Here is a 26,387-nt window from a genome sequence, read left to right on the forward strand (position 1 = left end):
CAGCCCCTGCGGCTGACCTCAATCAGCAAGTAGTAAGGACACACCATGAGCCAGTACCTAGAACGCGCACTCACCAGCCTGCGTACCATCGGCATCAACTTCATCCAGCCCGTTCAGGATGCCCCGGTGCTGGTACTGCTGGACCGCGTGGCCCAGTACGACACCACCAAGGTCACCTCCATCGCCACCGTGCTGCAGCAGTCCACCAGCTTCAACAGCATGGTGCGCGAGCAGATCGAAGGCATGGACATCTCCACGCGCTTCATGGACATCACCCAGAGCTTCACCTCCATCCGCGAAGACGCTGCCGCCATGGCCGGCTGGATGGACGACGGGCGCCTGGACGCGATGGAAAAGATCAAGCTGACCTGGATGAATGTGCGCCGTGGCTCGATCCCCAGCCGCTTTGCCGATATCCGCGAGAACTACCTGCAGGTGTGCAAATCGGCCAACGACCAGATCGCCCGCGAAACGGTGATCCTGGAGTCGTACATGGACTTTCGCATGGCCATGAAAGCGGCAGAGGTCGAGGCCCAGCAGGTCCTGGCCATTGCCGGTGCGGCGCTGGAACAGCGCACCCAGGCGCTGAACGCGGCCAATGAGCAGGTCGCCGCCGCCGAAGGCACCGAGCCCGCCGCCCGCGCCGCGCTGGAACTGAGCCGCGACGAAGCGGTGCGCGCCCTGCAGGACGAAGACAAGCGCTACCAGATCATCAAGGACATCGCCGACGACCTGCGGGTGGGCTACAACACTGCCGAGATGGTGTTTGCGCGCATCAACCAGGTACACGTGATCAAGGAGCGCCAATACCAGCGCATGGTGTCGTTCTTCTCCACCAATGAAGTGGTACTCACCGGCCTTGCCGTGTCGTTCACCGCCAACAGCGGCCTGGCCGAAGCCACCCACACGCTCAACGCGACCACCGAGGGCATCAGCAAAGGCCTGGAATCGCTGGGCAGCACCGGCAACCAGCAGCTCGAAGCGGCGGTCAAGGCCAGCTATGGCTCGACCATCAAGGTCGACTCGGTGCGCGCCCTGGCCGATGCCACGCTGTCGTTCCAGACCGACATGAAAGCCATGGCCGATACCTATCGCGCCGAATCGAGCAATGCCGCACGCGACATTGCCGACGCCGTCGAAGACGCCAAGCGCAAATTCGCCGCGCTGCTGACCAAGGCCGCCTGATGAGCACCGTTCCACTCTCCGAACAGCTCGGCGCCATGGCAGTGGTGGATCAGCTGCGCCACCAGCAGATGCAGGTGCAGGAGCACCTGAACCTGCCGCAGCGTCGCGCCGAAGTCGCCTCACGTATCCGCAGTTACTACCAGAGCCACGGCATCGCCTACGACGACGCCTTGATCGAACAGGGCGTGCGCGACTTCTTCGCGCGCCGCCTGAGCTTCGAAGCGCCGCCGCAGAGCAGCGTCGCACGCCTGACCAGCACGCTGCTGCTCAACCGCAAGAAAGGCGTGCGCATCCTGCAAGTGGTGGCCATTGCGCTGATCGCGGTGCAATGCACACGGGTGGTGAGCGACACCGCCAAGACCAGCACCGTGCAGGACAACGTACGTGGGTATGGCTACAGCGCTCAACGGGCGAGCACCGCGCTGGACGAGCAGCAGAGCCGTCTGGCCACGTTGCAGGAAAGCGTCGCGGCCTTTCCCGAGCCTGCCGCCAGCCGGTTGCTGAACAACGCGGCCGGGCTGCTCGCCCAAGCCCGCGAACTGCTTGCGCACCCGCCCTTCCCGCAACTGATCGACAGCGACAACCGTGACAGCGTGCAACAAGCGGTCGATACCTATGACAAGCATCGCAAGTCCGCCGACGTGGTGCTGGGCCACGGCCAGCAGGCGCTGACCGACGCCGAGGGCGTGCTTGACGCGCGCAAGCGGCTGCGGACGGTGATGCAGGACCCGGCCTACAGCGAAGGGGTCAAGCGCTACCCGGTACTGGCGCAACAGGCCGAGGTGGCCGACCAGGCCATCAACACCGCCGACACCAAGGGCATTGCCCTGGCCAAGCGCGAAGTCACCGAGCTGGAATATCAGCTCGAACGCATTCAGCAGGTGCAGCCTCTGATCCGTCAGTTGGCCGAGATGGACCAGCGTATCCGCGCGATGCGCCTGCCGCCTGCCGACCTGCGGGTGGTCAACGCGCAGTCGGCCCAGATCAGCAGCGCCCTGCAGAAACTTGACGTCAGCCAGGCCGAGCGCAACCTGTCGAGCCTGGACAGCATGCTCGACTTCGCCGAGCAGCCGCTGGAGCTGCGCGTGGTCGATCGCAGCGGCGTCAAGTCGGGCGTGGAACGCTGCTACGACGACGCGCTATGTGGCCAGGGCGGCGACAGCGCCCAAGGCAAAAGCTGGTACCTGGTGGTCGAAGCCGTCGACGCTGCGGGCAATGCCATTTCCGCCCCCGTGACCAGTTCGGAAACCGGCGAATCGCGCTGGGCCTCGTATTTTGGCGTGCGCGTCAGCCAGGCCGAGTACCTGAAGATCAAGGAAGACAAGCTCAGCGATGGCCACATCGATGACCGTGACATGGGCAGCAAGCCAGCGAACACGCTGAGCCTGCAATTCAACAAACGTGTCGCCAAGCCCGACATGATCCTGAACTGGTGACCCCATGAAACCGAGCATACTCATCGGCATTGTCGCCAGTAACTCTCGCAGCTACGAGCAAGTGCTGCGCAGTGCCGAGCAGGACCTGGCTGACGCCACCGAGCGGCAGATGCGCCTGGAGCAGGACATTCTCACGCGCCTGCGCAGCATCGCTACCCTGCAACTGGAGCACGCCCCTTCACTGCAGCAGGAAGTGGTACAGGCGCTGCAGGAGCGCCAGCAGGCTCAGGCGCAACTGCGCCAGCAATTGCTGGAGGTCGAGCGGGGGATCGCCCAGTCGATGCAGACCTCGCACAGCCTGCAGGAGCAGCTGGACGCCCTCGACCAGCAGGCCCGGGAGCAACTGGCGCAAGACCCTGTCTACGTCGACCTGATGCAGCAACTGGAACAGGCCACCGCGGCCAACCAGGAAGCACTGACCGGCTATGCCGAGATTCGTCAGGAATGTGCCGACAAGTTGCCGCTGTTCCGGCGCAACCCGATCTACTATTTCCTGCGTGATCGTGATTTCGGCACCGAGCAATACCGTCATGGCCCGATCAGTCGCTGGCTCGACGCCTGGCTGGCCCGGCAGGTCAATTATGCCGGCAACCGCAGCAACGAGCTGAGCCTGCTGAACATGCAGCAGCGCAACGAAGCGTTGCAGGCCGAGCGCGATGCGCAGATCGCCGCGCTCAGTGAAACCACCGGAGCACAGTTGGCCGACGCCCAGCGCCAGGCGGGTATGGCGCCACTGCTTGAAGAGCAGAAGGCGCTGTACAAGCATCAGGTGGGCACCAAGCAACAGGCCAACGATATCCATCAGCAGTTGCAGGCCTTCACCCAGAACCAGGACCCGCACTACCTGCGTGCACGTCAATGGATCACCGACCAGTTGCAGGCCAAGAGTATCGAACAGCTGCTTGAGGACGTGAAGAAAACCCCGAGCACGGCAGACGACCAGATTGCCGCGCAGTTGCAGACGCTGTATCCGCAGGTGAGCGGTGTCGAGCAGACGCTGGTCGAGGCGCGCAAGACCCACACGCTGGCGCAGGAGGCCTACGACCGCGCCAAGGAACTGGAGCGTTCGCTGCGTACCGATTTTTACCGGGACAATGGGTATCAGTATCGGACGTCGCTGGGGATCGAGCGTTTGCTGGCCGATTACATGGTGCGCGATGTCACCTTGGGGTACATCGTGGGGACTATTCGTGAGCACCGGGAACTGGTGCCACGGGTGGCTGTGTCTTCCAGCAGTTCCTACAGCAGCAGAGACAGCAGTTGGTCGTCCAGCTCCAGCAGTTCCAGCAGTTCCAGCAGTTCGAGTAGTTCGAGCAGTGGTGGTGGTTACTCCAGTTCAGGGAGTAGTGGTGGCGGTGGTTTCAGTACCTCGGACAGTTTCTGACTCCCCCCGCCGGGGGGGACCTTCTGGTTACTTTCAAAATCTAGAACCAAAGCCAGCGCGTTATCCACAACCCAAAAAAAAAGGTGCGCCGACCAAGCGCACCCTAAAGCCGTACAGCACACAACGAATTGCGTCAGTCGAGCAGCGCCAGCGCCTCGGCACTGCACGCCCGCACCTTGTCCCACTCACCGTTCTTGATCCAGCCACTGTCGAGCATCCAGGTCCCACCCACGCACATGACGTTGGCCAACGCCATGTATTGCTTGACGTTACCCGGGTTGACCCCACCTGTCGGGCAGAAGCGCACCTCGCCAAACGGCCCGCCAAATGCCTTGATCGCCGCCGCCCCACCACTGATCTCAGCCGGGAACAATTTGAAACGGCGATAGCCCAGGGCATACCCCATCATGATTTCCGACGCACTGCTGATACCCGGCAGCAACGCCAACGGGCTGTCGACGCCCGCCTCCAGGATGTCCTGGGTGCACCCCGGCGTGACCACAAACTGGGCGCCCGCCTGCTCGACCGCCGCCAGCATCTTGCGGTCCAGCACGGTGCCCGCACCCACGCACAGCTCCGGACGCTGCTCACGCAACAGACGAATGGCGGTCAGGCCATGCGCGGAACGCAAGGTGACTTCGAGGGTCTTCAAGCCACCGGCAGCCAACGCATCGGCCAACGGCAGGATGTCCTGCTCGCGGGCAATGGTGATCACCGGCAAAATCCGCGCCTGGCCACAGATCCGGTCGATCAAGGCTGTCTTGTCGGCCATGGACAGTCCCGGCTGTGAAGGTTGAAGGGTTGTCATAACGGCGGATCCTTGGCTCATGGGCACCAGTAAATTTCCAGAGGGTCTTGCAAAAACGCACGAATCGGCATCTCGGCCAGTTCATCACCCGACAGCGCGGCGCGCAGGGTAGCGAGTTTCCCCGGCCCCTGCACCGACAACAATGTCGCACCAGCCGCCGCCAGCACACGCCGGGTCAGGCTCAGACGCTGGTGCGGCACGCTCGGCGCCAGCATCGGCAGCACCCGACGCGTGCCATCAGCCGCCAGGCCTTCGGTCAGATTCGGGCTGGCCGGGAACAGCGAGGCGGTATGCCCGTCGTCGCCCATGCCCAACACCAGTACATCGATGCGCGGCAATTCGGCCAGGGCCTGGTCAGCCTCCAGTGCAGCCGCTTCCAGGGTTGCGGCAGGCCGGTACAAACCGATGAAGCGCGCCTTGGCCACCTCGCCCTGCAACAGGTGCTGGCGCAGCAGGCCGGCGTTGCTGTCGGCATGCTCGACCGGCACCCAACGCTCATCGGCCAGGCTGATGACCACCCTGGACCAGTCCAGCGGCTGCGCAGCCAGGCGCTGGAAGAACACCACCGGGCTACGCCCGCCCGATACCACCAGGGTCGCCACGCCGCGCGCGGTGATCGCCGTGCGCAGGCGCTCGGCCACATCGCGCGCCAGGCCCTCGGCCAGCAGCGCCGGGCTGGCAAAGTCATGCGCCGTCACATTCGCCGGCAGTTGCAGTTCAGATATCGCCATACCATGCCCTCCCATCGCGGGTAATCAGTGCTATCGAGCTCATTGGCCCCCAGGTGCCCGCCGCGTACGGCTTGGGCGCCTCGCCCGACTGTTTCCAGCCGGCGATCAACTGGTCGCACCATTTCCACGCGTATTCGATTTCGTCCTTGCGCACAAACAGGTTCTGGTTGCCACGCATCACTTCCAGCAACAGGCGCTCGTACGCATCGGGGATACGCGCACTGCTCCAGGTGTCGGAAAAATTCAGTTGCAGCGGGCCGCTGCGCAGTTGCATGCCTTTGTCCAGGCCCTGCTCCTTGGTCATCACCCGCAGCGAAATGCCCTCGTCCGGCTGCAGGCGGATGATCAGCTTGTTGCCGATCTGCAGACGCTGTTCGGCCGCGAAAATGTAGTGCTGCGGCTGCTTGAAATGGATCACGATCTGCGACAGCTTGTGCGGCATGCGCTTGCCGGTGCGCAGGTAGAACGGCACCCCCGCCCAGCGCCAGTTGCGAATGTCGGCGCGCAGTGCGACGAAGGTTTCGGTATCACTCTGGGTATTGGAGTTGTCTTCCTCCAGGTAACCGGGCACCGCACGCCCTTCGCTGTAGCCGGCAATGTACTGGCCGCGCACCACCTGGGTGCCCAGGCCTTCACCGCTGATCGGCGCCAGCGCCTTGAGCACCTTGACCTTCTCGTCGCGGATGCTGTCGGCCGAGAGGTCGCTGGGCGGGTCCATGGCAATCAGGCACAGTAACTGCAGCAGGTGGTTCTGGATCATGTCGCGCAGTTGCCCGGCCTTGTCGAAATAGCCCCAGCGACCCTCGATGCCGACTTTCTCGGCCACCGTGATCTCCACATGAGAGATGAAGTTCTGGTTCCACTGGGTTTCGAACAGGCTGTTGGCAAAGCGCAGGGCTATGAGGTTCTGCACCGTCTCCTTGCCCAGGTAGTGGTCGATACGGTACACGCGGTTTTCCGGGAAATACTGCGCCACCGCATCGTTGACCCGGCGCGACGACTCCAGGTCGTGGCCGATGGGCTTTTCCAGCACCACCCGGGTGCGTTCGCTCAGGCCGACCTTGTCGAGGTTTTCGCAGATGCCGCCGTACACCGCCGCCGCCGTGGCAAAGTAGGCGATCAACGGCGCGCCGGGCTCTACCTGTTCGGCCAGCGCCTGATAGTCCTGCACCTGGAGGAAATCCACATGCAGGTAGCTCAGGCGCGCCAGAAACCGCTGCAGGGCCAGGGCCTCGATCTCTGCGCCGACGTGCTGGTGCAGGTGCGCCTCGATCGTCGCCAGGTGTTCCTGCACGCTACCCACCTCGCGCGCCAGCGCCAGCACACGGGTCTGCTCGTGCAGCAGGCCGGCGCGATCGAGCTGATACAGCGCCGGAAACAGCTTGCGCAACGCCAGGTCGCCCAGGGCGCCAAACAGGGCAAAGGTGCAAGGTTCAACGGTGATCGAAGCCATGATGTTGGTTCTTTTATCAAGTTGACGTAGAAATACCGGTTTCAACCGCAGTTTTCAAGGGCTAATGTAGTAAAACTAACAACATATTGCCCCGTACACAGAATCAAGTGGTGCACCAACCGTGCCATCAGTACGATAGGCCACCGCATAAAACGCCGTCTGCCCATGGCAACCGGCGGCCTCCCCGACCCAAGGACATTCCCCATGGACCGCGTGCGAAACCTCCTGGAGCAGATCCAGGGCCGCCTCGACGAGCTGAACAAGGCTGAGCGCAAAGTCGCCGAAGTCATCCTGCTCAACCCGCAGCAAGCCACCCGCTTCAGCATCGCGGCGCTGGCCCAGGCCGCCAAGGTCAGCGAACCGACCGTCAATCGCTTCTGCCGCTCGTTCGGCGTCAGCGGCTACCCCGAGCTCAAGCTGCAACTGGCGCAGAGCCTGGCCAGCGGCGCGGCCTACGTGAGCCGGGCCGTGGAAGCCGACGATGACCCGGCCTCCTACACCCAGAAGATCTTCGGCAGTGCCATCGCCTCGCTCGACAGTGCCTGCCAGCAGCTCGACCCGCAACTGGTCAGCCGCGCCGTCGACATGCTGATCCAGGCGCGCCAGATCCATTTCTTCGGGCTGGGCGCCTCGGCGCCGGTAGCCCTGGACGCGCAGCACAAGTTCTTCCGCTTCAACCTGGCGGTGTCGGCGCATGCCGACGTGCTGATGCAACGCATGCTGGCCTCGGTGGCGCACACCGGCGAGCTGTTCGTGATCATCTCCTACACCGGGCGTACCCGCGAACTGGTGGAGGTGGCACGCCTGGCCCGTGAAAACGGCGCTTCGGTACTCGGCCTGACCGCCGCCGACTCGCCGCTGGCCAAGGCCAGCAGCCTGAGCCTGAACATCCCGCTGCCCGAAGACACCGACATCTACATGCCGATGACCTCGCGCATCATCCAGCTCACCGTGCTCGACGTGCTGGCCACCGGCATGACCCTGCGCCGCGGCGTGGATTTCCAGCCGCACCTGCGCAAGATCAAGGAAAGCCTCAACGCCAGCCGCTACCCGATCGACGACGAACTCAATTGAGCGAGTGCGCCTGCAGATGCAGGTGCGCGCGCTCTCCCGGTGCCAGGCTGAGACTGTCACTGCTGCCGCTGGCAGCTTCCACGCAGATGAAGCCCTGGGTCTCGCTGCCACTGACGCCCATCAATGGCCGACTGCCCGGATGCCACACCACGGTGTCGTCGCTGTCACCGGTATCGATGCACAACTGACGCTGCCAGGCCGGGTCATTCACCTGCAGGGTCGCGGCATTCTGAAACACCCGCTGGCACCCGCCCTGCACTTTCAAGGCGCCCTTCTGCTGGCAGGCCTGACGGCTCAAATGGTCGTAACCCTTAGCATTCTCTAGCCCAGATAGCGCTATCTCAGAAACGTCACTAATACGCCAGTAGGCCAGCAGAGCATGACTCAACTGGCAAGGCAGGCTGTCCTGATGCTCGGTGCTCAGTTGCAGTTCCATGCGCTGGCCGAGGTTGGCCACCAGGTCGACCTGCCAGTCGCACAGTTGCAGGCGCCATTTGAGGGTCACGCCCTCATCGCTTTCGCTGCTGTCGATCAGCTTCCAGTCGAGCAGGCGCGCCCAGCCATGGGCCGGCCACATGTCTTCGCTGGGGTGACGGCCATACCACGGCCAGCACACCGGCACGCCGCCGCGGATCGCGCCGACTTGCGGCCACTGGGCAGCGCACCACAGCCACGGGCGTTCACCGCTGGGCTGGAAGTGCAACAGTTGCGCGCCCTGGCGGCTGAACACCGCCTGGCATTGAGGGTGATCGATGATCAGCACATCGCGCTGCTGGTAACGCTCCCACTCGAAGGTCGGCCGCGGCCGCTGCGAGGTGAAGAAGCGTTGAAGCGGGTGCTCGGGCATGTTTCAGGACTCTTGTTGTTAGTGAGGGCCTATTCGCTGGCAAGCCAGCGCCCACAGGGTTTGTGAGCACCGCAGAACCCTGTGGGAGCTGGCTTGCCAGCGAACGACCGCGCAAGCGGTCGCCGAATATGGCGTAAATTTACAACATATTCCCTCAGAACGACGACTGAATCTTCAACCCGGCGACGACCGCGTTGTCCACCTCGCTCACCCCGCCCGGGTGGCGGATGTATTGCAGGTTGGGGCGTACCGTCAGCCAGCGGGTCACATGCACGCCGTAATACAGCTCGGCGTTGTATTCAGTCTGCTGGATCGGTACGAAGCCCATGTTGTCGTAATCGTCGATGCCGCTGACGCCGTTGAGCTGCTGCGCACGCTTCTTCACGTCATCGTTGACGTGAATCCGCGCCACGCCAAAGCCGATATCATCCTTGGGCCGCGAATCAAAGGCGCCCTTGTACACCAGGCCCACCTGCTGATAGTTGTCGACCACGTTGGTGGCCTTGTCGTGCACGGTGAAGTTGGCGAACAGGCTCAGCCCACGGCTGGCATCGCCGTTATGCGCGGTGACCTGCTGCTGTGCCACCACCCACCAGCCATGCTTGCTGGAGTGCGACTTGAAGGCATCGCCGGTCAGCCCCTGGGCCTGGCCATTGACGTCCTCGTAGATGTCATCGGCCTTGGCTGTGCTGTAGTAGTAACCCAGACGGTACTCGCCCGGCAGGTCGTTGACCTTGGGCGACCACACCAGCTCCACCGGCAGGATCATGCCCTTGGTGCCGCTGCCGCTGAGCTTGAAGCCGTTGCCGGTCTCCAGGTTGGACGGGTTCTGCTCGAACACCCCGACCTGCGCGAAGAACTCCGGCGTGAGGTTGTACTTGGCGCGAAACGCCCACTGGCTGACCGGCCAGTTGTACCAGATGCTGCCTACCCAGTTGCCCACCTGCGAGCCGCAGAAGGCCAGGTTCTGGAAGTCGCAGGGAAAGCTGTTGAACTCCTCGCCCGGGCCGAAGCGGCCGGCCTTGAGGTCGAGCTTGCCGTCGAAATACTGCTGCTTGACCCACAGTTGCGTCAGGCGCCAGGTCTGGCCGCGCCCCCACACCTCTTGCACCGAGCTGAACTGCCCGGCGCGCGGGTCGCTGATGCGGTCGTTGGACAGGTTGCGCCCGCTGCGCTCGGTGATCGCCAGCTTGAACTCGGCGTCGTCCCAGCCCAGCACCTTCTGCAGGTCGAGCTTCACACCCAGGGCGAACTGGTCGCTGTAGCGTGCGGTCTTGTCGTTGTTGTAGCCGCCATCGAGGTTGCCGGCGACTTCACCCACGTAGTCCAGCGAGAAGTCGTAGCCCTTCTCCAGCAGCTCGGTGCGCGTGCCGCCCCAGTCGCCGCTCATCCATTTGGACTCAGGGTCGAAGGCGCCGGCAGCCTGCGCCCCACAACTGACCCCGAAGGCCGCCAGCAGGATCATGCAGCCCCGAGGCAAAATGCGTTTGAAATGCTCCATCCCTTGTTTCCTCGTTTATTGTTGTCGATGGTGTTGATGCGCTACAGCGAATTTCAGCGCCCCTTGAAGTGGGCGATGTTGTCCTGGCTGACCGTTTCAACCGGCGTCCCCACGCGCCCGAGGCGCTCACCCGTGGCCGCATCGAACAGCAGCACCCGCGCCGGATCGAACTGCAGCGTCAGGGTCTCGCCCACCTGCGGCGCGAACTCCGGCGCCAGGCGGCAGCACACCTTGGTCTGGTTGAGGGTGACGAACACCAGGGTGTCGGGGCCGGTGGGCTCGGTGATCTGCACCTGGGCGCGAATGCTGGGCAGGCCATTGCCCTCGCTGGCGGCCAGGCTGATCTGCTCGGGGCGAATGCCCAGGATCACCTCGCGATCCTCCAGCCCCGCCTCACCGATGCCCAGCGGCAGCTCGCAACGCGCCTGACCACTGTCGAGCAACGCCAGCAGGCGGCCCTCCTTGCGCTGCAGGCGCAGGGGGATGAAGTTCATCGGCGGCGAGCCGATGAAGCTCGCCACGAACAGGTTGGCCGGGTCGTTGTAGATCTGCTGCGGGGTGCCGAACTGCTGGATCAGCCCGTCCTTCATCACCGCCACCTTGTCGCCCAGGGTCATGGCCTCGATCTGGTCATGGGTGACATACACGGTGGTGGTCTTGAGGCGCTGGTGCATCAGCTTGATCTCGGTGCGCATCTCCACCCGCAGCTTGGCGTCGAGGTTGGACAGCGGCTCGTCGAACAGGTAGATCTTGGGCCGGCGCGCCAGTGCCCGGCCCATGGCCACGCGCTGCTGCTGGCCACCGGACAGTTGGCCGGGCTTGCGCGCCAGCAGGTGCTCGATCTGCAGCAGCCTGGCGACCCGCGCCACCTCTTCATCGATGGCCGCCGGGGCCATCTTGCGGATCTTCAGCCCGAAGGCGATGTTGTCGCGCACGTTCATGGTGGGGTACAGCGCGTACGACTGGAACACCATGGCGATGTCGCGATCCTTGGGGCTCATGCCGCTGATGTCGGCGTCGTCCACCAGGATCGCCCCGCCGCTGATCTGCTCGAGGCCCGCGATGCAGTTCATCAGGGTCGACTTGCCGCAGCCCGAAGGCCCGACCAGGATCAGGAACTCGCCCGAGCCGATCTTCAGTTCGATGTTCTTCAAGGTGTCCGGCAAGCCACTGCCGTAGGTCTTGTTGACGTTGCGCAATTCAAGCGTTGCCATGTTTCACCCCTTGACCGCGCCGGCCGTGAGCCCGCGCAGGAAATACTTGCCAGCCAGCACATAGACCAACAGGGTCGGTAACCCGGCGATCATCGCCGCCGCCATGTCGACGTTGTATTCCTTGACCCCGGTACTGGTGTTGACCAGGTTGTTCAGGGCCACGGTGATCGGTTGTGCGTCGCCGCTGGCGAACACCACACCGAACAGAAAGTCGTTCCAGATCTGGGTGAACTGCCAGATCAGGCACACCATGATGATCGGGATCGACATGGGCAGCAGGATGCGCCCGAAGATGGTGAAGAACCCCGCGCCATCCAGGCGCGCCGCCTGCACCAGGGCCTGCGGCACACTGGTGTAGTAGTTGCGGAAAAACAGCGTGGTGAAGGCCAGGCCGTAGACGATGTGCATCAGTACAAGGCCGGTGGTGGTGCTGGCGATGCCCAGCTTGCCAAGGGTGAACGAGGCCGGCAGCAGCACGGTCTGGAACGGCAGGAAACAGCCGAACAGCAGCAGCCCGAAGAACAGCTGCGAGCCGCGAAAGCGCCACATCGACAGCACGTAGCCGTTGAGCGCGCCCAGCAGGGTGGAGATCACCACCGCCGGCACGGTGATCTTCACCGAGTTCCAGAAGTAGCCGCCGACCGCGTCCCAGGCCTTGATCCAGCCGATGCCGGTGATCACCTCGGGCCAGCTCAGCAGGTTGCCGGTGCGGATATCGTCGGGGCTCTTGAAGCTGGTCAGCAGCATCACGATCAGCGGCACCAGGTACAGCGCGCATGCGCCGATCAGGGTGGTGTAGATGGCCAGGCGGCCGAGGCTCAGGCGCCGGGGTACCAATGTGTTACTCATGGCGCTTGCCCCTCAGTTCCGAATACAGGTAAGGCACCAGGATCGACAGGATCGCGCCCAGCATCAGGATTGCGCTGGCCGAGCCCATGCCCATCTGGCCGCGGCTGAAGGTGAACGAATACATGAACATCGCCGGCAGGTCGGAGGCGTAGCCCGGGCCGCCGGCGGTCATCGCCGCCACCAGGTCGAAGCTCTTGATCGCGATATGCGCCAGGATCATCAGCGCACTGAAGAACACCGGGCGCAGGCTCGGCAGCACGATGCGCAGGTAGATCGTCGGCAGGCTCGCGCCATCCACCTGGGCAGCACGAATGATCGACTGGTCGACCCCGCGCAGGCCGGCCAGGAACAGCGCCATGACAAAACCCGAGGCCTGCCATACGGCGGCGATCACCAGGCAATAGACGACGCGGTCGGGGTCTACCAGCCAGTCCAGGCGAAAGCCTTCCCAGCCCCAGTCGCGCAACATCTTGTCCAGGCCCAGGCCCGGGTTGAGCAGCCACTTCCAGGCGGTGCCGGTGACGATCATCGACAGCGCCATGGGGTAGAGGTAGACCGTGCGGATAAAGCCTTCGCGGCGGATGCGCTGGTCGAGCAGCACCGCCAGCAGCACGCCGACCACCAGGCTGATGCCGATGAACAGGCCGCCGAACAGCAGCAGGTTCTTGCTGGCGACCCACCAGCGGTCGTTTTCCATCAGGCGTGCGTATTGCGCCAGGCCCACCCATTTGTAGCTGGGCATGAAGCTTGAGTTGGTGAACGACAGGACGAAGGTCCACAGGATGTAGCCATAGAAGCCTACCAGCACGATCAGCATGCTCGGCGCCAGTACCAGTTTGGGTAGCCAGCGCTGCAGTGCGTCGAGGGGTGAGGCCTTGTTGAGGACGGCAACGGTGCTCATCGGAAGGATCTCGGTTGGAGGTGCGGTGCTGCGCACCGCTTCGCTGGCAAGCCAGCTCCCACAGGGTTCTGCGGCGTTCAGGAAAACCTGTGGGAGCCCACAGGTCAGGGTTCAGCGAATCATTTGGCCGACTTGATCGCCGAATTCAGCTGCTTGACCGCCGTGGCCGGGTCGGCCTTCGGGTCATTGAGGAAATTGCTCACCACATCGAAGATGGCGCCCTGTACCGCCAGGCTCGTGGCCATGTTGTGCGCCATGCTCGGCTGCAGGCCGTCACCCTTCTCGGCCTCCTTGAAGTCCACCGCCGACTTCTGCGTGCACGCATCGAACGGGCTCATGTCCATGTCCTGGCGCACCGGCAGCGACCCCTTGTTCTGGTTGAACACGGTCTGGAACTGCGGCTCCAGCGCCACCTTGGCCAGGTCGTTCTGGGCCTTGATGTCGTTTTCGTTCTTGAGCCTGAACATCGCCAGCGAATCGATGTTGTAGGCAAAGCTGCCCTGGGTGCCCGGGAACGCCACGCACTGGTAGTCCTTGCCGGCCACCTTGCCCGCCGCGGTCCACTCGCTCTTGGCCCAGTCACCCATGATCTGCATGCCGGCCTTGCCGTTGATCACCTCGGCCGCCGCGATATTCCAGTCACGCCCGGCACGGTTGGGGTCCATGTAGGTAGCCAGACGCTGCAGGGTCTTGAACGCCTCGAGCATCTGCGCGCCGGTCAGGGTCTTTTCATCCAGCTCGACGAACGCGGCGTGGTAGCCCTTGGGCCCGAGGATGCTCAGCACCAGGTCTTCGAACACGGTGCTGTCCTGCCACGGCTGGCCGCCATGGGCCAGCGGCACGAAACCGGCGGCCTTGAGCTTGTCGGCAGCAGCGAACAGTTCATCGAGGGTGGTCGGCACCTTGGCCCCGGCCTTGTCGAACACCTGCGGGTTGATCCACAGCCAGTTGACCCGGTGGATGTTCACCGGCACCGCTACGTAGTGGCCGTCGTACTTCATGATGTCGGCGACTTTTTTCGGCAGCAAGGTATCCCAGTTGTTGGCCTTGGCGACATCGTCCAGCTCGGTCAGCAGGCCCAGCGCGCCCCAGTCCTGAATGTCGGGCCCCTTGACCTGCGCAGCGGCTGGCGGGTTGCCCGCGACCGCACGGCTCTTGAGCACGGTCATCGCCGCCGCACCGCCGCCACCGGCCACGGCGTTGTCTTTCCAGATGAAGCCGTCTTTTTCGATCTGCTGCTTGAGGGTGTCCACCGCCGCCTTTTCACCCCCCGAGGTCCACCAGTGCGTGACTTCGACCGTACCGGTATCGGCAGCCAGGGCGCTCAGGGGCAGCAGGGTAGCGAGGGAGACAAGGGCGGCGAGGCGATTGATCGCATTCATCGAGAGGAACCTTTTCTTGTTGTTATGCAGGTGCAAGTCATGTTGCTTGCGCTTGCATCGAAGTCTAAACAGCCCGCGGCAGGGTGGAAGTAACGAAGGGATGCGCGAATGTCACCGCGCGGTGACATTCACACGCGCGGCAGGCTCAGGGTCACGCGCAAGCCGCCTTCGCGCAGGTTGCGCAGGCTGACCTCGCCGCCGTGGCTGTGGGCGATGTTGCGCGCGATGCCCAGCCCCAGGCCATAGCCCTGCCGCTGCCCGGCCAGGCGAAAGTGCGGCTCGAACACCTGTTCCTGACGCTGCTCCGGCACGCCGGGGCCTTCGTCATCCACTTGCAGCACGAAGCCTGCGGGACTGTCCAGAATGCGCAGGTGCGCGCGCTCGCCGTACTTGAGCGCGTTGTCGATCAGGTTGCCGATGCAGCGCTTGAGTGCCAGCGGCTTGCCCGGATACGCCGCCTGGGCGCGGCCCTGCACGGTGATGCGGCCACTGGCCAGGTACGGCTCGACCAGGCAATCGAGCACCTGGTTGAGGTCGATGGGTTCGATGTTCTCGTGGATATCGGTGTCCTTCACGCATTGCAGGGCACCCTTGACCAGCAGTTCCAGCTCGTCCAGGTCGCGACCGAACTTGTGCTGCACCTGCTCGTCCTCCAGCAGTTCCACCCGCAGGCGCAACCGCGTGATGGGCGTGCGCAGGTCATGCGAGATGGCACTGAACAGCTGGCTGCGCTCGGTCAGGTAGCGGCTGATGCGCTCGCGCATGGCATTGAACGCACGCCCCACCTCGACCACTTCGCTGCCGCCACCCTCAGCCACCGGCGGCACATCGGCGCCCAGCGACATTTCCCGTGCGGCCCGCGCCAGGCGCTTGAGCGGGCGGCTTTGCCAATGCACCAGCAAGCCGATGAACAGCAGCAGGAAGAAACTGGTCAGGGCAATGAACCACACCTGCTGGCGCGGCAGGCCTTCGGCCTCAAGGCTGGTGTAGGGCTCGGGCAACAGCGAGGCGATGTACAGCCACTCGTCTTCGTCCAGGCGGATCTGGGTCACCAGCACCGGCGGGTTGACCGGCTCCAGGGTCAGCGAATAGTGCGCCCAGGAGCGCGGCAACTCGTCGAGTTTCAGACCACTGTTGAAGATGCGCAGCTGTTCGGGGCTGACGAACTCCACCGAGATCTGCATCTGCTCGCCCAGGCGCTGGTGCAGCACCTGCTCGAAGGCCTCGATCACCGCCTGCTTGCGCGGGGTGACCGGCAGCACCTGCATGTCCAGCGGGCGGTCGTTGAGCGAGACCACGAAGCGCGTGCCACCCATGCTGCGCAACTGGTCCAGCACCAGGGGTCGATACGCCAGCGGCAGCGAGCGAAAGTAGCTGACGCTGGCGGTCATCGAATGGGCCAGGCTGCGCGCGCTGGCCACCAGCCCTTCGAGCTGGCTGGCGCGCAGTTGCGACAGCCAGATCACACTCGACAGGCCCTGTGCCAGCGTCACCACCAGCAAGGTCAGCAGCAGCATGCGCCCCAGCAGCGAGCGCGGCAGCGGCAGACGCCAGCGCCGCTCAGTGCGCGGGCGCAACGCAGGCTGCCAGCAGGTAGCCGCTGCCGCGTACGGTACGGATCAGGCGCGGGGGCTTGTCGGTGTCGCGCAGGCGCTGGCGCAGGCGGCTGACCGCCATGTCGACGATGCGGTCCAGCGGCATCGGCTCGCGACCACGGGTGGCGTTGCCGATAGTGTCGCGATCGAGGATCTGTTGCGGGTGATCGAGGAACAGCTTGAGCAGGGCGAAGTCGGCGCCAGAGAGGATCACCTCCTCGCCGTCGCGGTGGAACAGGCGGTGGCTGACCGTGTCCAGGCGCCACTCGTCGAACAGCAGCACATCGCCGCCAGCGCGCTCCTGCACGAAGCCTGCGCGGCGCAGCAGCGCCTTGATGCGTGCCAGCAGTTCGCGGGGGCTGAAGGGTTTGCCCAGGTAGTCGTCGGCGCCCAGTTCAAGGCCGATGACGCGGTCGGTCTCGTCGGAGCTGGCGGTCAGCATGATGATCGGCACCTGCGCCTGGCGCGGGTGCTGACGCACCCAGCGGCACAGGCTGAAGCCATCTTCGTCAGGCAGCATCACATCGAGGATCACCAGGTCCGCACCGTGTTCGTCCAGCGCCTGGCGAAAGCCCTGGCCATCGGCCACGGCCTGCACCTGGAAACCGCATTTGCTCAGGTAGGCCTGCAGCAGTTCACGGATGTCCTGGTCGTCATCGACCAGCAGTATCGACTTGCTCACGGTTTGGGTCCTTGTGTGTATCACCTTCAGAGTGGCTGTGCGTCCTTCGCCGGCAAGCCAGCTCCCACAGGGAGATCACCGCTCGTGAGCCTTGCCGGGAACCTGTGGGAGCTGGCTTGCCAGCGAACAGGCCCCTTCAGTCACCACAAAGGGCCTGCTGCAACGCCACCCCTGCCCCTTCCAGCCCGCTATACTCCGCTGTCACCAGCCACACCGGCACCCCTTCAAAGTAGGCGCTCATGCAGCCCTTGTCGGCAAAACTCGCGGCAAATCCGCTGCGCAGGAACAGCTCGGCAAACCGCGGGATCACCCCGCCGACGATAAACACCCCGCCGCGCCCACCCAGGGTCAGCACATTGTTGCCCGCCACCCGCCCCAGCAAGCGACAGAACTGCTCGATCACCGCCAGCGCCACCGGATCGCCCGCCAGGGCCGCCTCGGTGATCTCTGCCGGGGTGCTCAACGTGGCCGCCTGCCCATCCAGCACACAGATGGCCTGGTACAGGCGCAACAAGCCACCGCCACTGAGCACGGTCTCGGCACTTACATGCCCGGTATCGAGGGCAATCTGCTGACGAATCGCCGCCTCGCGCTCGGTGCCCACCGGCAGGTCCACATGCCCGCCCTCGCCCGGCAGGGCCAACCAGCGCTCCTCGCCCAGCTTGAGCAGGGTGCCCACGCCCAGCCCCGTACCCGGCCCGATCACCACCGCCGGGCGGCTCGGGTCCGGCGTACCGGCGCACACGCTGCGCACCTCGTCGGGCTGCAGGCGGGTCATGCCCAGGGCCATGGCGGTAAAGTCGTTGATCAACAGCAGTTGCTCGACCTGCACATTGGCGCAGAACGCCTTGCGGCTCAGGCGCCAGTGGCTGTTGGTAAAACGGAACTCGTCGCCGCTGACCGGCCCGGCCACCGCCAGGCACACCGCCGCCAGCTCACCCTTGGCCAGGCCCTGCGCGCTCAGGTAGGCGCTGATGGCCTGCTCGGGGCTGGTGTAGTCGGCCGTGGGGAACACCTGCACGTTGTGCAGCCGGTTGTCCTTCCACAGCGCGAAGCGTGCGTTGGTACCGCCGATATCCCCTACCAGGGCTGTTTTCACTTGAAGTTCTCCAATGCCGAGGTGAAGGCGCTGGCGCCCTGTTCGGCCGAGCTCAACGCCACCCGCAGGAAGCCAAACAGTTCACGCCCACAGCCCAGGTCGTTGCCCAGCGGCGGCGCCGGCAGCTCACGGGCGGCCAGCTCATCGGGCTCCACGCGCACCAGCAGCGTGCCCTTGGCGCCGTCCACCCGCACGATATCACCATCGCGCACCCGCGCCAGCGGACCGCCATCGAAGGCTTCCGGGCACACATGGATCGCCGCCGGAATCTTGCCCGAGGCCCCCGACATGCGCCCGTCGGTGACCAGCGCCACCTTGAAGCCACGGTCCTGCAACACACCAAGGAACGGCGTCATCTTGTGCAGCTCGGGCATGCCATTGCAACGCGGGCCCTGAAAGCGCACCACGGCAACAAAGTCACGTTCCAGCTCACCCGCCTGGAAGGCGTCGGCCAGTGCCTGCTGGTCATGGAACACCCGCGCCGGCGCTTCCACCACCTGGTGTTCGGCGGCCACGGCCGAGACCTTCATCACCCCGCGCCCCAGGTTGCCTTCCATCACGCGCAGGCCGCCTTCGGCCGAGAACGGGTTGGACACCGGACGCAGGATCGCCTCGTCCAGGCTGGCCTGGGGGCCTTCGCGCCAGACCAGCTTGCCGTCCTCCAGGAACGGCTCCTGGGTGTAGCGACGCAGGCCACGCCCGGCCACGGTGTTCACATCCTCGTGCAGCAGCCCGGCGTCGAGCAGCTCGCGGATCAGGAAGGCCATGCCGCCCGCCGCCTGGAAGTGGTTGATGTCGGCCTTGCCGTTGGGGTACACGTGCGACAGCGTCGGCACCACCTCGGACAGATCGGCCATGTCCTGCCAGGTCAGCTGGATACCGGCCGCCTGGGCAATCGCCGGCATGTGCAGGGTGTGGTTGGTGGAGCCACCGGTGGCGTGCAGCGCCACGATGGAGTTGACCAGTACCTTCTCGTCAACGATTTCACCAATCGGCATGAAGTTGCCATTGGCCTTGGTCAGGCGCGTGACCTGGTGCGCGGCCTCCACGGTCAGCGCATCGCGCAGCGGCGTGTAGGGGTTGACGAACGAGGCGCCAGGCAGGTGCAGGCCCATCACTTCCATCAGCAACTGGTTGGTGTTGGCAGTGCCGTAGAAGGTGCAGGTGCCGGGGCTGTGGTAGGACTTCATCTCCGATTCCAGCAGCTCTTCACGGCTGGCCTTGCCCTCGGCATAGCGCTGGCGCACGTCGGCCTTCTGCTTGTTGGAAATACCCGACGGCATCGGCCCGCCCGGCACGAACAGCATCGGCAGGTGGCCGAAGCGCAGCGCGCCCATCATCAGGCCGGGCACGATCTTGTCGCAGATGCCCAGCATCAATGCCGCGTCGAACATGTTGTGCGACAGTGCGATGGCAGTGGACATGGCGATCACCTCGCGGCTGGCGATGCCCAGCTCCATGCCGGGTTCGCCCTGGGTGACGCCGTCGCACATGGCCGGCACGCCGCCGGCGAACTGGCCGACCGAGCCGATGTCGCGCAGGGCCTGCTTGATCTGCTCAGGGTAGTGCTCATAGGGCTGATGCGCCGACAGCATGTCGTTGTAGGCCGAGACGATGGCCACGTTGGCGGCGTTCATCATGCGCAGGGTTTGCTTGTCTTCAGTGCCGCAGCCCGCCACGCCATGGGCGAAGTTGGCGCATTGCAGCTTGGCGCGCATGGGGCCGTCACTGGCCGCGCCGCGAATCAGTTGCAGGTAGCGTTCACGGGTGGGACGGCTACGGGCGATCAGCCGTTCGGTGACCTCAAGAATGCGCGGATGCATGTACTGGACTCCAGGCTAAGGGGGCAGCGACCTCTGCGGCAGTTTCCCTTACAAACGATTGCGGCCTAGGCTCAAGGCAAGGGGGCGATCGTCGAAGAAAAACGGCTTGGCCGGTCACTCGTTGTAGATTGAACAAAATACTGCCAGCAAAAAGGCTTGTTTTCTATTTTTTTACGAATAATCTTGTAATTCCAACAACAAAATCAGATTTTGTGATGCTCAAGCTCCGTTCAAGGGCATCACCCGGTCTGCCAGAGGTAGCTCCATGACGCTTCGTATCGCAATCAATGGCTTTGGCCGCATCGGCCGCAACATTCTTCGCGCACTGTATACCCAAGGCTACCGTCAGGACCTGCAGGTCGTCGCCATCAACGACCTGGGCGACAGCGCGATCAATGCCCATCTGCTCAAGTACGACAGCGTCCACGGGCTGTTCGATGCCAGTGTCGAGTCCGATGGCGAAAGCCTGACGGTCAACGGTGACCGTATTGCGGTCAGCGCCATCCGCAACCCGGCCGAGCTGCCGTGGAAAGCCCTGGCGATCGACGTGGTGTTCGAATGCACCGGCCTGTTCACCGAGCGCAGCAAGGCCGCTGCCCATCTTACTGCCGGGGCACGCAAAGTCATCATCTCGGCGCCGGGCAAAGGGGTGGACGCCACCGTGGTGTACGGGGTCAACCACGATATCCTGCGCCCGTCGCACCAGATCATCTCCAGCGCCTCGTGCACCACCAACTGCCTGGCACCCGTGGCCCAGGTGCTGCACCGCGAGCTGGGCATCGAGCAAGGCCTGATGACCACCATCCACGCCTACACCAACGACCAGAGCCTGACCGACGTGTACCACAGCGATCCGTACCGTGCGCGGGCGGCCACCCAGTCGATGATCCCGAGCAAGACCGGTGCTGCCGAGGCGGTGGGGCTGGTGCTGCCGGAGCTGGCCGGCAAGCTCACCGGCATGGCCGTACGGGTGCCGGTGATCAACGTGTCGCTGGTGGACCTGACCGTGAACCTGGCGCGCGAAGCCAGCGTCGAGGAGGTCAATGCGCTGATGAAAGAGGCCAGTCGGCATTCCAAGATCCTCGGTTACAACACCCTGCCGCTGGTGTCGTGCGACTTCAACCACAACCCGCTTTCGTCGATTTTCGATGCCAATCACACCAAGGTCGCCGGCAAGATGCTCAAGGTCATGGCCTGGTACGACAACGAGTGGGGCTTCTCCAACCGGATGCTGGATAACTGCCTGGCGCTTTGTAACGCGCAGTAATAGATCAGTGACCTGACCTGACGCCTTCGCTGGCAAACCCGCGAAGGCAATCTCAAGCACAAGCAGATCAGTCCTTGCCAACAGCATTGATGATAAGCATTATCATTCGCTGAAATCCTGGTCAGGTGCCGCTGTGAGTCAGTCCCGCTTCAATTCCCTCTTTCTCGCCCAGCGGGTCACGCTGCTGCGCACCTTGCAGCGCATGGTCGACAACCCCAGCACCGCCGAAGACCTGCTTCAGGAAACCTACCTGCGGGTCACCCGTGCGCTGGGCGAACGCCCCATCGAACACCTCGAGCCGTTCGTGTTCCAGACGGCGCGCAACCTGGCCCTGGACCACCTGCGTGCACGCCGGGTGCAGGCGCGCACCCTGCTCGACGATGTGCCCGACGACGTGCTGCACAACGTCGCCGCCGCCCACAGCAGCGCCGAAGACGCCGCGCATGCCGACCAGTTGCTGCGTCGCCTGAGCGCCTCGCTCGGCCAGCTCAGCACGCGCCAGCAGCGCATCTTCATCCTCAGCCGGCTGCACGGCGCCAGCTACCTGGAAATCGCCGAGCAACTGAACGTCTCCGCCAGCACGGTTCAGAAGGAACTGAAACTGATCATGGCCATCTGCGTAGGGGTGGCCGATCGTCTCAATCGCGATTGAGCCGGCTTGCCTCACATGCCGATACACTTGATCATTGCCCGCAACAAGACTGCCAAGGACCCGCTGTGACCGACCGTGCCCCTCATCGCCCTGCGCCGCCCGACCCGGCTGCCCGCGACAGCGCCATGGACCAGGCGCTGGACTGGTTGATCCGGCTGCAGTGCGCCACCCCCGAAGACACCCGCGCCTTCGAAGCCTGGCTCGAAGCCGACCCGGCGAACGCCCCGGCCTATGTGCGCGCCGAAGCGCTGTGGCACGGCGACAGCGTACGCGAGGCTGCGCAAGTGTTGCAGCAGCATCAACGCCCTGCGCGCCTGGCCCGCCTGCGCCCGCACTGGAAACCGCTGGCGGCGGCGGCCGTCCTGCTGATGGGGGTATTCACCGTCGGCAACCTGCCCCTGCGCCTGCAGGCCGACCACCTCACCGTGGTCGGCGAGCGCCAGCGCCTGGAGCTGAAGGACGGCTCCAAGGTGCTGCTCAACACCAATTCGGCGTTTTCCAGCGACATCAACGAGCGCCAGCGCGTCGCGCAGCTGTTCCAGGGCGAAGCCTATTTCCAAGTGCCCGGCGGCCAGGCCCAGCCCTTCGAACTGCGCGCCGGACCGTTGCGCGCCAGCGTGCGCGACACCGACTTCGCGGTGCGCTACCTCGACGGCCAGGCACAGGTGCGCGTGCAGCGCGGTGACGTCGACCTGCTGGCCAGCAGCGACCAGCGTATCCGCCTCAGCGCCGGCGACAGCATCAGCGTCGGCCCGGACGGCTTTGGCCAGCGCGAACGCCTCGACCTGCAGAAGGACCTGGCCTGGGTGCACGGCCGGCTGGTGTTCGAGAACTGCCCGCTGAGCCAGGTACTGGCCGAGCTGGGGCGCTACTACCCGGGCTGGATCATCAGCACCGACGAGCGCCTGCAGAACGTCGCCGTCACCGGCAACTATCGCCTCGACCAGCCGCTGGAGGCCGTACGCTCGCTGGCGCACATCACCTCCGCACGCCTGCACGAGTACCCGCCGCTGGTGATTCTGAACTGATTCGAAAGTTTTTTTACGCGATGCCCTGGGGTCACACGTCTCGTTATAGCCAATGCAACTGATTCTTATTTTTGAATCGGGTGCACCTATAACATTTGCGCGACAGGGAGCGCTTTCGATGTCCAGAGGTTTCACTCGCCGGTCTTCAGTCACCCCCCGCCCAGCCCGCGTGCCGCGTTGCACGCTGTCACTGCTGACCGTGGCCCTGCTTGCCAGCGGCGCCTGCAGCCTGCCGGCGCTGGCCGCCGAACCGGCCCAGGCCAGCGCCCCGCGCATGGGTGACTACCGCTTCGCCATCGCCCAGCAGCCGCTGGTGTCGGCGCTCAACGCGTTCAGTGTCGTGACTGGCTGGCAGGTCGGCCTCTCGGCCGAACTGGCCGAGGGTGTGGCCTCGCCTGGCGTGCAGGGCGCGATGAGCCCGGAAAAAGCCCTGCAGCAGATGCTTGCCGGCACCCAGCTGAGCTACCGCAAGCTCGGCGCCGGCAACGTGGTGATCGAGCGCCCGGTGTCCAGCGCCATCACCCTGCAACAGGTGACCGTGAGCGCCACGCGCACCGCCCAGAACGTGAGCCAGGTACCCAGCACCGTCAGCGTGCAGACCCGCGAGCAACTGGACCGCAACAACGTCAACAGCATCAAGGAACTGGTGCGCTACGAGCCGGGCGTGTCGGTCAGCGGCGTAGGCCAGCGCAGCGGCCTGAACGGCTACAACATCCGCGGCATCGATGGCGAGCGGGTACTGACGCAGATCGACGGCGTGTCGATCCCCGACAGCTATTTCTACGGCCCCTATGCCCAGACCCAGCGCAACTACGTCGACCCTGAGATCATCAAGCGCGTGGAGATCCTGCGCGGCCCGGCCTCGGTGCTGTACGGCAGCAACGCGATCGGCGGCGCGGTCAGCTATTTCACCCTCGACCCGGACGACATCATCAAGCCCGGCATGGACCTGGGTGCACGCCTGAAGACCGGCTACAGCTCGGCCGACGAAAGCTGGCTGACCTCGGCCACCGTGGCCGGGCGCCACGGTGAGTTCGACGGCCTGCTGCACCTGAGCCAGCGCAATGGCCATGAAACCGAGTCGTACGGCGGCCACAGCGGCGACGGGCTGGAACGCACCGAGGCCAACCCGCAGGATGCACGCACCACCAACGTGCTGGCCAAGCTGGGCTGGAACTACGCCGACGATGCGCGGCTGGGGCTGACCTACGAGCGCTACAAGGACGACCGCGACCAGAACATCCTGAGCGCCGTGGGCGGGCCGTTCATTCCGGGCTTCGGGGCCTTGAACGCCTACCGTGCGCGCACTGGCAACGACACCGTGACCCGCGAGCGCTTTGGCCTGAATCACGAGTTCGGCCTGGACAGCCTGCTGGCCGACAACATGAAGTGGAGCCTGAACTACCAGGTCGGCAAGACCGATCAGCGCACCGATGAGCTCTATGTCAGCGCCGGGCGGGAAGTCGCCCGAGATCGCAAGACGCTCTATCAGGACCGCCAGTGGGTATTCGATGCCCAGTTCGACAAAGCCTTCGCCGTTGGCAGCACCGAGCACCTGCTGACCTATGGCACCACACTCAAGCAGCAGAAGGTCACTGGCTCGCGCAGCGGCACCGCCACCTGCCTGAATGCGGGGGGCACCTGCCTTGCCATCGGCGATGCCAGCTCGCGCGATGCCCAGGTCAAGGTCAGCGACTTCCCGGACCCGACCATCAACACCTACAGCCTGTTTGCACAGGACGAGATCCGCTGGAACGACTGGACCTTCCTGCCGGGCGCGCGCTACGACTACACCCAGTTGAAGCCGCACCTGAGCGACGAGTTTCTGGCCACCCTGCCGACCGGCCCCACTACCACGGTCAACGACAAGCAGAAGAACTGGCACCGCCTCTCGCCCAAGCTGGGCGTGACCTATGCGTTCGATGAGCACTACACCTGGTACGGACAGTACGCCGAGGGCTTCCGCACGCCGACCGCCAAGGCGCTGTACGGTCGTTTCGAAAACCTCGCCGGCGGCTACGTGGTCGAGCCCAACCCCGACCTGGAGCCCGAGAAGAGCAAGAGCTACGAAACCGGCCTGCGCGGCAACTTCGACGCGGGCAACTTCGCCGTCGCGGTGTTCTACAACAAGTACAGCGACTTCATCAACGAAGATGCACTGGTCAACGGCACCGACGCCATGGACTTCCGTGCCGAGAACATCAAGCACGCCACCATCAAGGGCGCCGAGTTCAAGGGCCGCCTGAACCTCGATCACTTCGGCGCGCCACACGGCCTGTACACCCAGGGTTCGGTGGCCTATGCCCAGGGCCGCAACAACGACACCGGCGAACCCTTGAACAGCGTCAACCCGCTGACCGGGGTGTTCGGCCTGGGTTATGAGCAGGACAGCTATGGCGGCCTGTTGAGCTGGACCCTGGTCAAGCGCAAGACGCGTGTCGACGACAGCCAGTTCAAGGCGCCCGATGGGGCCAGCAGCCAGTTCCGCACCCCGGGCTTGGGCATGCTCGACCTGAGCGGATTCTACAAGGTCAGCGACGACGTCACGATCAATGCCGGCCTGTACAACCTGACCGACAAGAAGTACTGGCTGTGGGACGACGTGCGCGGCTACGACGGTGTCGGCGAGGCCTCGGTGACCCAGCCGGCCAACATGGACCGCCTGACGATGCCGGGCCGCCACTTCGCGATCAACCTGGTCTGGGACATCTGACCTGCGACGGGGCTGCACGCCAGCCCTGTTTTTTTACTGTTTCCGCGCGCCTCAACCGTCTAGTTACATAAGACCCGGTTACTTACGACGCCCTCATTCCTCAAGGATGCACCATGACCGCTACCGCCGAACGCCCCGCCCTGCGCTCGCAGCGCCTCAACCAGCTGACCCACGCACCGCACAGCGAACTCGACGCGCTGGTCAAATCCCATGCCCCGTTCGAAACCCGCGAAAGCTTCGCCCGCTTCGTGCTCGCCCAATACCTGTTCCAGTCCGAGCTCCAGGCCCTGTACACCGACCCGCAACTGATCGCCATCGTGCCCGACCTCGCCGAACGCTGCCGTGCCGAGCAGGCCCGCCTCGACCTCGTCGACCTCGACACCGGCGTGCCCGCCGCCTTTCCAGGCGCGGTGGAAAACCCCAGCCTGGGCGCTGCAATGGGCTGGATATTCGTCTCCGAAGGCTCCAAACTCGGCGCCGCGTTCCTGATCAAGCGTGCCGTCGGCCTGGGCCTGTCGGACAGCTTCGGTGCCCGCCACCTGGGCGAGCCGGCCGGTGGCCGTGCCGAAGGCTGGAAGCAGTTCACCCGCACCCTGGACGGCCTTGAACTGAGCGCCGAAGAAGAAGCCGCCGCCGAACAGGGCGCCGTGGCCGCCTTCGAACGCTTCACCGCGTTGCTCAAACACGCCTACGCCACCGCGCCGAAGGCCGAGCTGGCCTGAAGCCGTGCCCGGCCATTGCAGTGGCCGGGCCCACCCCATGC

The 26,387-nt window shown here is 64.6% G+C and carries 22 protein-coding genes; 9 read left to right on the forward strand and 13 right to left on the reverse strand.

What is annotated here, in order from left to right; translation table 11 throughout:
• Positions 1–45: 45 nt before the first annotated feature.
• Genes KUO17_RS09385 through KUO17_RS26890 form a run of 3 tightly spaced genes read left to right on the forward strand, consistent with a single transcriptional unit; the run spans position 46 to position 4,005 of the window.
• Entirely contained in the window at positions 46–1,185 is a 1,140-nt protein-coding gene (locus KUO17_RS09385) for a merozoite surface protein 3b (protein ID WP_217975226.1), read from the forward strand.
• Positions 1,185–2,621: a DUF6384 family protein gene (locus KUO17_RS09390; protein ID WP_217975228.1), complete on the forward strand. Its 1,437-nt coding sequence runs from the start codon at positions 1,185–1,187 to the stop codon at positions 2,619–2,621. The genes KUO17_RS09385 and KUO17_RS09390 overlap by 1 nt, the downstream gene beginning before the upstream one ends.
• Positions 2,622–2,625: 4 nt before the next feature.
• Positions 2,626–4,005 (forward strand): coiled-coil domain-containing protein, encoded by a 1,380-nt coding sequence (locus KUO17_RS26890; protein ID WP_217975286.1) that lies wholly within the window; start codon positions 2,626–2,628, stop codon positions 4,003–4,005.
• Positions 4,006–4,138: 133 nt separating this feature from the next.
• On the opposite strand, the gene KUO17_RS09400 is transcribed toward KUO17_RS26890, so the two are convergent.
• From KUO17_RS09400 to zwf, 3 genes are read right to left on the reverse strand one after another with little or no spacing between them, the layout of a single operon-like run.
• The gene (locus tag KUO17_RS09400) at positions 4,139–4,813 is read right to left on the reverse strand and encodes a bifunctional 4-hydroxy-2-oxoglutarate aldolase/2-dehydro-3-deoxy-phosphogluconate aldolase (protein ID WP_217975229.1); all 675 of its coding nucleotides are present in this window, start codon (positions 4,811–4,813) and stop codon (positions 4,139–4,141) included.
• A gap of 17 nt (positions 4,814–4,830) precedes the next feature.
• On the reverse strand, positions 4,831–5,544 hold the full coding sequence (gene pgl / locus KUO17_RS09405; RefSeq protein WP_217975230.1) for a 6-phosphogluconolactonase: 714 nt from the start codon (positions 5,542–5,544) through the stop codon (positions 4,831–4,833).
• Entirely contained in the window at positions 5,531–6,997 is a 1,467-nt protein-coding gene (zwf, locus tag KUO17_RS09410; protein WP_217975231.1) for a glucose-6-phosphate dehydrogenase, read from the reverse strand. Before zwf ends, pgl begins: the two co-directional genes overlap by 14 nt.
• A gap of 213 nt (positions 6,998–7,210) precedes the next feature.
• Here zwf and hexR point away from each other — a divergent pair, with 213 nt between their 5' ends.
• A complete protein-coding gene (hexR, locus tag KUO17_RS09415) occupies positions 7,211–8,071 on the forward strand; it encodes a DNA-binding transcriptional regulator HexR (RefSeq protein WP_217975280.1) in 861 nt (286 codons plus the stop codon).
• Here the strand turns inward: hexR and KUO17_RS09420 are convergent.
• The 10 genes from KUO17_RS09420 to edd all read right to left on the reverse strand — a co-directional run bounded on the left by KUO17_RS09420 (position 8,064) and on the right by edd (position 19,964).
• Positions 8,064–8,918: a D-hexose-6-phosphate mutarotase gene (locus KUO17_RS09420; protein ID WP_217975232.1), complete on the reverse strand. Its 855-nt coding sequence runs from the start codon at positions 8,916–8,918 to the stop codon at positions 8,064–8,066. The two genes, hexR and KUO17_RS09420, sit on opposite strands and share 8 nt — an antisense overlap.
• Positions 8,919–9,072: 154 nt before the next feature.
• Positions 9,073–10,383, reverse strand: a complete 1,311-nt coding sequence (locus KUO17_RS09425; protein ID WP_255263502.1) for a carbohydrate porin — start codon at positions 10,381–10,383, stop codon at positions 9,073–9,075.
• 89 nt (positions 10,384–10,472) lie between these two features.
• Positions 10,473–11,633: an ABC transporter ATP-binding protein gene (locus tag KUO17_RS09430; protein ID WP_217975234.1), complete on the reverse strand. Its 1,161-nt coding sequence runs from the start codon at positions 11,631–11,633 to the stop codon at positions 10,473–10,475.
• Positions 11,634–11,636: 3 nt separating this feature from the next.
• A complete protein-coding gene (locus KUO17_RS09435; RefSeq protein WP_217975236.1) occupies positions 11,637–12,482 on the reverse strand; it encodes a carbohydrate ABC transporter permease in 846 nt (281 codons plus the stop codon).
• Complete coding sequence (locus tag KUO17_RS09440) at positions 12,475–13,383, reverse strand: carbohydrate ABC transporter permease (RefSeq protein WP_217975238.1); 909 nt, start codon at positions 13,381–13,383, stop codon at positions 12,475–12,477. Before KUO17_RS09440 ends, KUO17_RS09435 begins: the two co-directional genes overlap by 8 nt.
• A 119-nt stretch (positions 13,384–13,502) precedes the next feature.
• A complete protein-coding gene (locus tag KUO17_RS09445; protein WP_217975240.1) occupies positions 13,503–14,765 on the reverse strand; it encodes an ABC transporter substrate-binding protein in 1,263 nt (420 codons plus the stop codon).
• A 128-nt stretch (positions 14,766–14,893) separates the two neighbouring features.
• On the reverse strand, positions 14,894–16,306 hold the full coding sequence (locus KUO17_RS09450; protein ID WP_217975282.1) for an ATP-binding protein: 1,413 nt from the start codon (positions 16,304–16,306) through the stop codon (positions 14,894–14,896).
• 19 nt (positions 16,307–16,325) lie between these two features.
• Entirely contained in the window at positions 16,326–17,042 is a 717-nt protein-coding gene (locus KUO17_RS09455; RefSeq protein ID WP_217975242.1) for a response regulator, read from the reverse strand.
• A 136-nt stretch (positions 17,043–17,178) separates the two neighbouring features.
• A complete protein-coding gene (locus tag KUO17_RS09460; protein WP_217975244.1) occupies positions 17,179–18,141 on the reverse strand; it encodes a glucokinase in 963 nt (320 codons plus the stop codon).
• Positions 18,138–19,964 (reverse strand): phosphogluconate dehydratase, encoded by a 1,827-nt coding sequence (gene edd / locus KUO17_RS09465; RefSeq protein ID WP_217975246.1) that lies wholly within the window; start codon positions 19,962–19,964, stop codon positions 18,138–18,140. Before edd ends, KUO17_RS09460 begins: the two co-directional genes overlap by 4 nt.
• 265 nt (positions 19,965–20,229) lie before the next feature.
• On the opposite strand from edd, the gene gap reads away from it, so the two are divergent.
• The 5 genes from gap (at position 20,230) to KUO17_RS09490 (ending at position 26,346) form a co-directional block, all read left to right on the forward strand.
• A complete protein-coding gene (gene gap / locus KUO17_RS09470; protein WP_217975248.1) occupies positions 20,230–21,231 on the forward strand; it encodes a type I glyceraldehyde-3-phosphate dehydrogenase in 1,002 nt (333 codons plus the stop codon).
• Positions 21,232–21,364: 133 nt separating this feature from the next.
• Entirely contained in the window at positions 21,365–21,883 is a 519-nt protein-coding gene (locus tag KUO17_RS09475) for an RNA polymerase sigma factor (protein ID WP_217975249.1), read from the forward strand.
• 65 nt (positions 21,884–21,948) lie between these two features.
• Positions 21,949–22,911, forward strand: a complete 963-nt coding sequence (locus tag KUO17_RS09480) for a FecR family protein (RefSeq protein WP_425274843.1) — start codon at positions 21,949–21,951, stop codon at positions 22,909–22,911.
• Positions 22,912–23,029: 118 nt separating this feature from the next.
• A complete protein-coding gene (locus tag KUO17_RS09485; protein WP_217975250.1) occupies positions 23,030–25,624 on the forward strand; it encodes a TonB-dependent receptor in 2,595 nt (864 codons plus the stop codon).
• A gap of 113 nt (positions 25,625–25,737) precedes the next feature.
• Positions 25,738–26,346 carry a biliverdin-producing heme oxygenase gene (locus KUO17_RS09490; RefSeq protein WP_217975251.1) on the forward strand — a complete coding sequence of 203 codons (609 nt, stop codon included), beginning with the start codon at positions 25,738–25,740 and terminating at the stop codon, positions 26,344–26,346.
• Positions 26,347–26,387: the final 41 nt, after the last annotated feature.

It is taken from the genome of Pseudomonas aegrilactucae (genome assembly GCF_019168305.1).
Lineage (GTDB): Bacteria > Pseudomonadota > Gammaproteobacteria > Pseudomonadales > Pseudomonadaceae > Aquipseudomonas > Aquipseudomonas aegrilactucae.

Coding starts and splice junctions, on each gene's coding strand:
- KUO17_RS09385 (WP_217975226.1), top strand. CDS start 46: ATGAGCCAGTACCTAGAACGCGCACTCACCAGCCTGCGTACCATCGGC.
- KUO17_RS09440 (WP_217975238.1), bottom strand. CDS start 13,383: ATGAGCACCGTTGCCGTCCTCAACAAGGCCTCACCCCTCGACGCACTG.
- KUO17_RS09490 (WP_217975251.1), top strand. CDS start 25,738: ATGACCGCTACCGCCGAACGCCCCGCCCTGCGCTCGCAGCGCCTCAAC.
- KUO17_RS09485 (WP_217975250.1), top strand. CDS start 23,030: ATGTCCAGAGGTTTCACTCGCCGGTCTTCAGTCACCCCCCGCCCAGCC.
- gap (WP_217975248.1), top strand. CDS start 20,230: ATGACGCTTCGTATCGCAATCAATGGCTTTGGCCGCATCGGCCGCAAC.
- KUO17_RS26890 (WP_217975286.1), top strand. CDS start 2,626: ATGAAACCGAGCATACTCATCGGCATTGTCGCCAGTAACTCTCGCAGC.
- KUO17_RS09435 (WP_217975236.1), bottom strand. CDS start 12,482: ATGAGTAACACATTGGTACCCCGGCGCCTGAGCCTCGGCCGCCTGGCC.
- KUO17_RS09390 (WP_217975228.1), top strand. CDS start 1,185: ATGAGCACCGTTCCACTCTCCGAACAGCTCGGCGCCATGGCAGTGGTG.
- zwf (WP_217975231.1), bottom strand. CDS start 6,997: ATGGCTTCGATCACCGTTGAACCTTGCACCTTTGCCCTGTTTGGCGCC.
- KUO17_RS09445 (WP_217975240.1), bottom strand. CDS start 14,765: ATGAATGCGATCAATCGCCTCGCCGCCCTTGTCTCCCTCGCTACCCTG.
- KUO17_RS09400 (WP_217975229.1), bottom strand. CDS start 4,813: ATGACAACCCTTCAACCTTCACAGCCGGGACTGTCCATGGCCGACAAG.
- KUO17_RS09430 (WP_217975234.1), bottom strand. CDS start 11,633: ATGGCAACGCTTGAATTGCGCAACGTCAACAAGACCTACGGCAGTGGC.
- pgl (WP_217975230.1), bottom strand. CDS start 5,544: ATGGCGATATCTGAACTGCAACTGCCGGCGAATGTGACGGCGCATGAC.
- KUO17_RS09425 (WP_255263502.1), bottom strand. CDS start 10,383: ATGATCCTGCTGGCGGCCTTCGGGGTCAGTTGTGGGGCGCAGGCTGCC.
- edd (WP_217975246.1), bottom strand. CDS start 19,964: ATGCATCCGCGCATTCTTGAGGTCACCGAACGGCTGATCGCCCGTAGC.
- KUO17_RS09420 (WP_217975232.1), bottom strand. CDS start 8,918: ATGCCCGAGCACCCGCTTCAACGCTTCTTCACCTCGCAGCGGCCGCGG.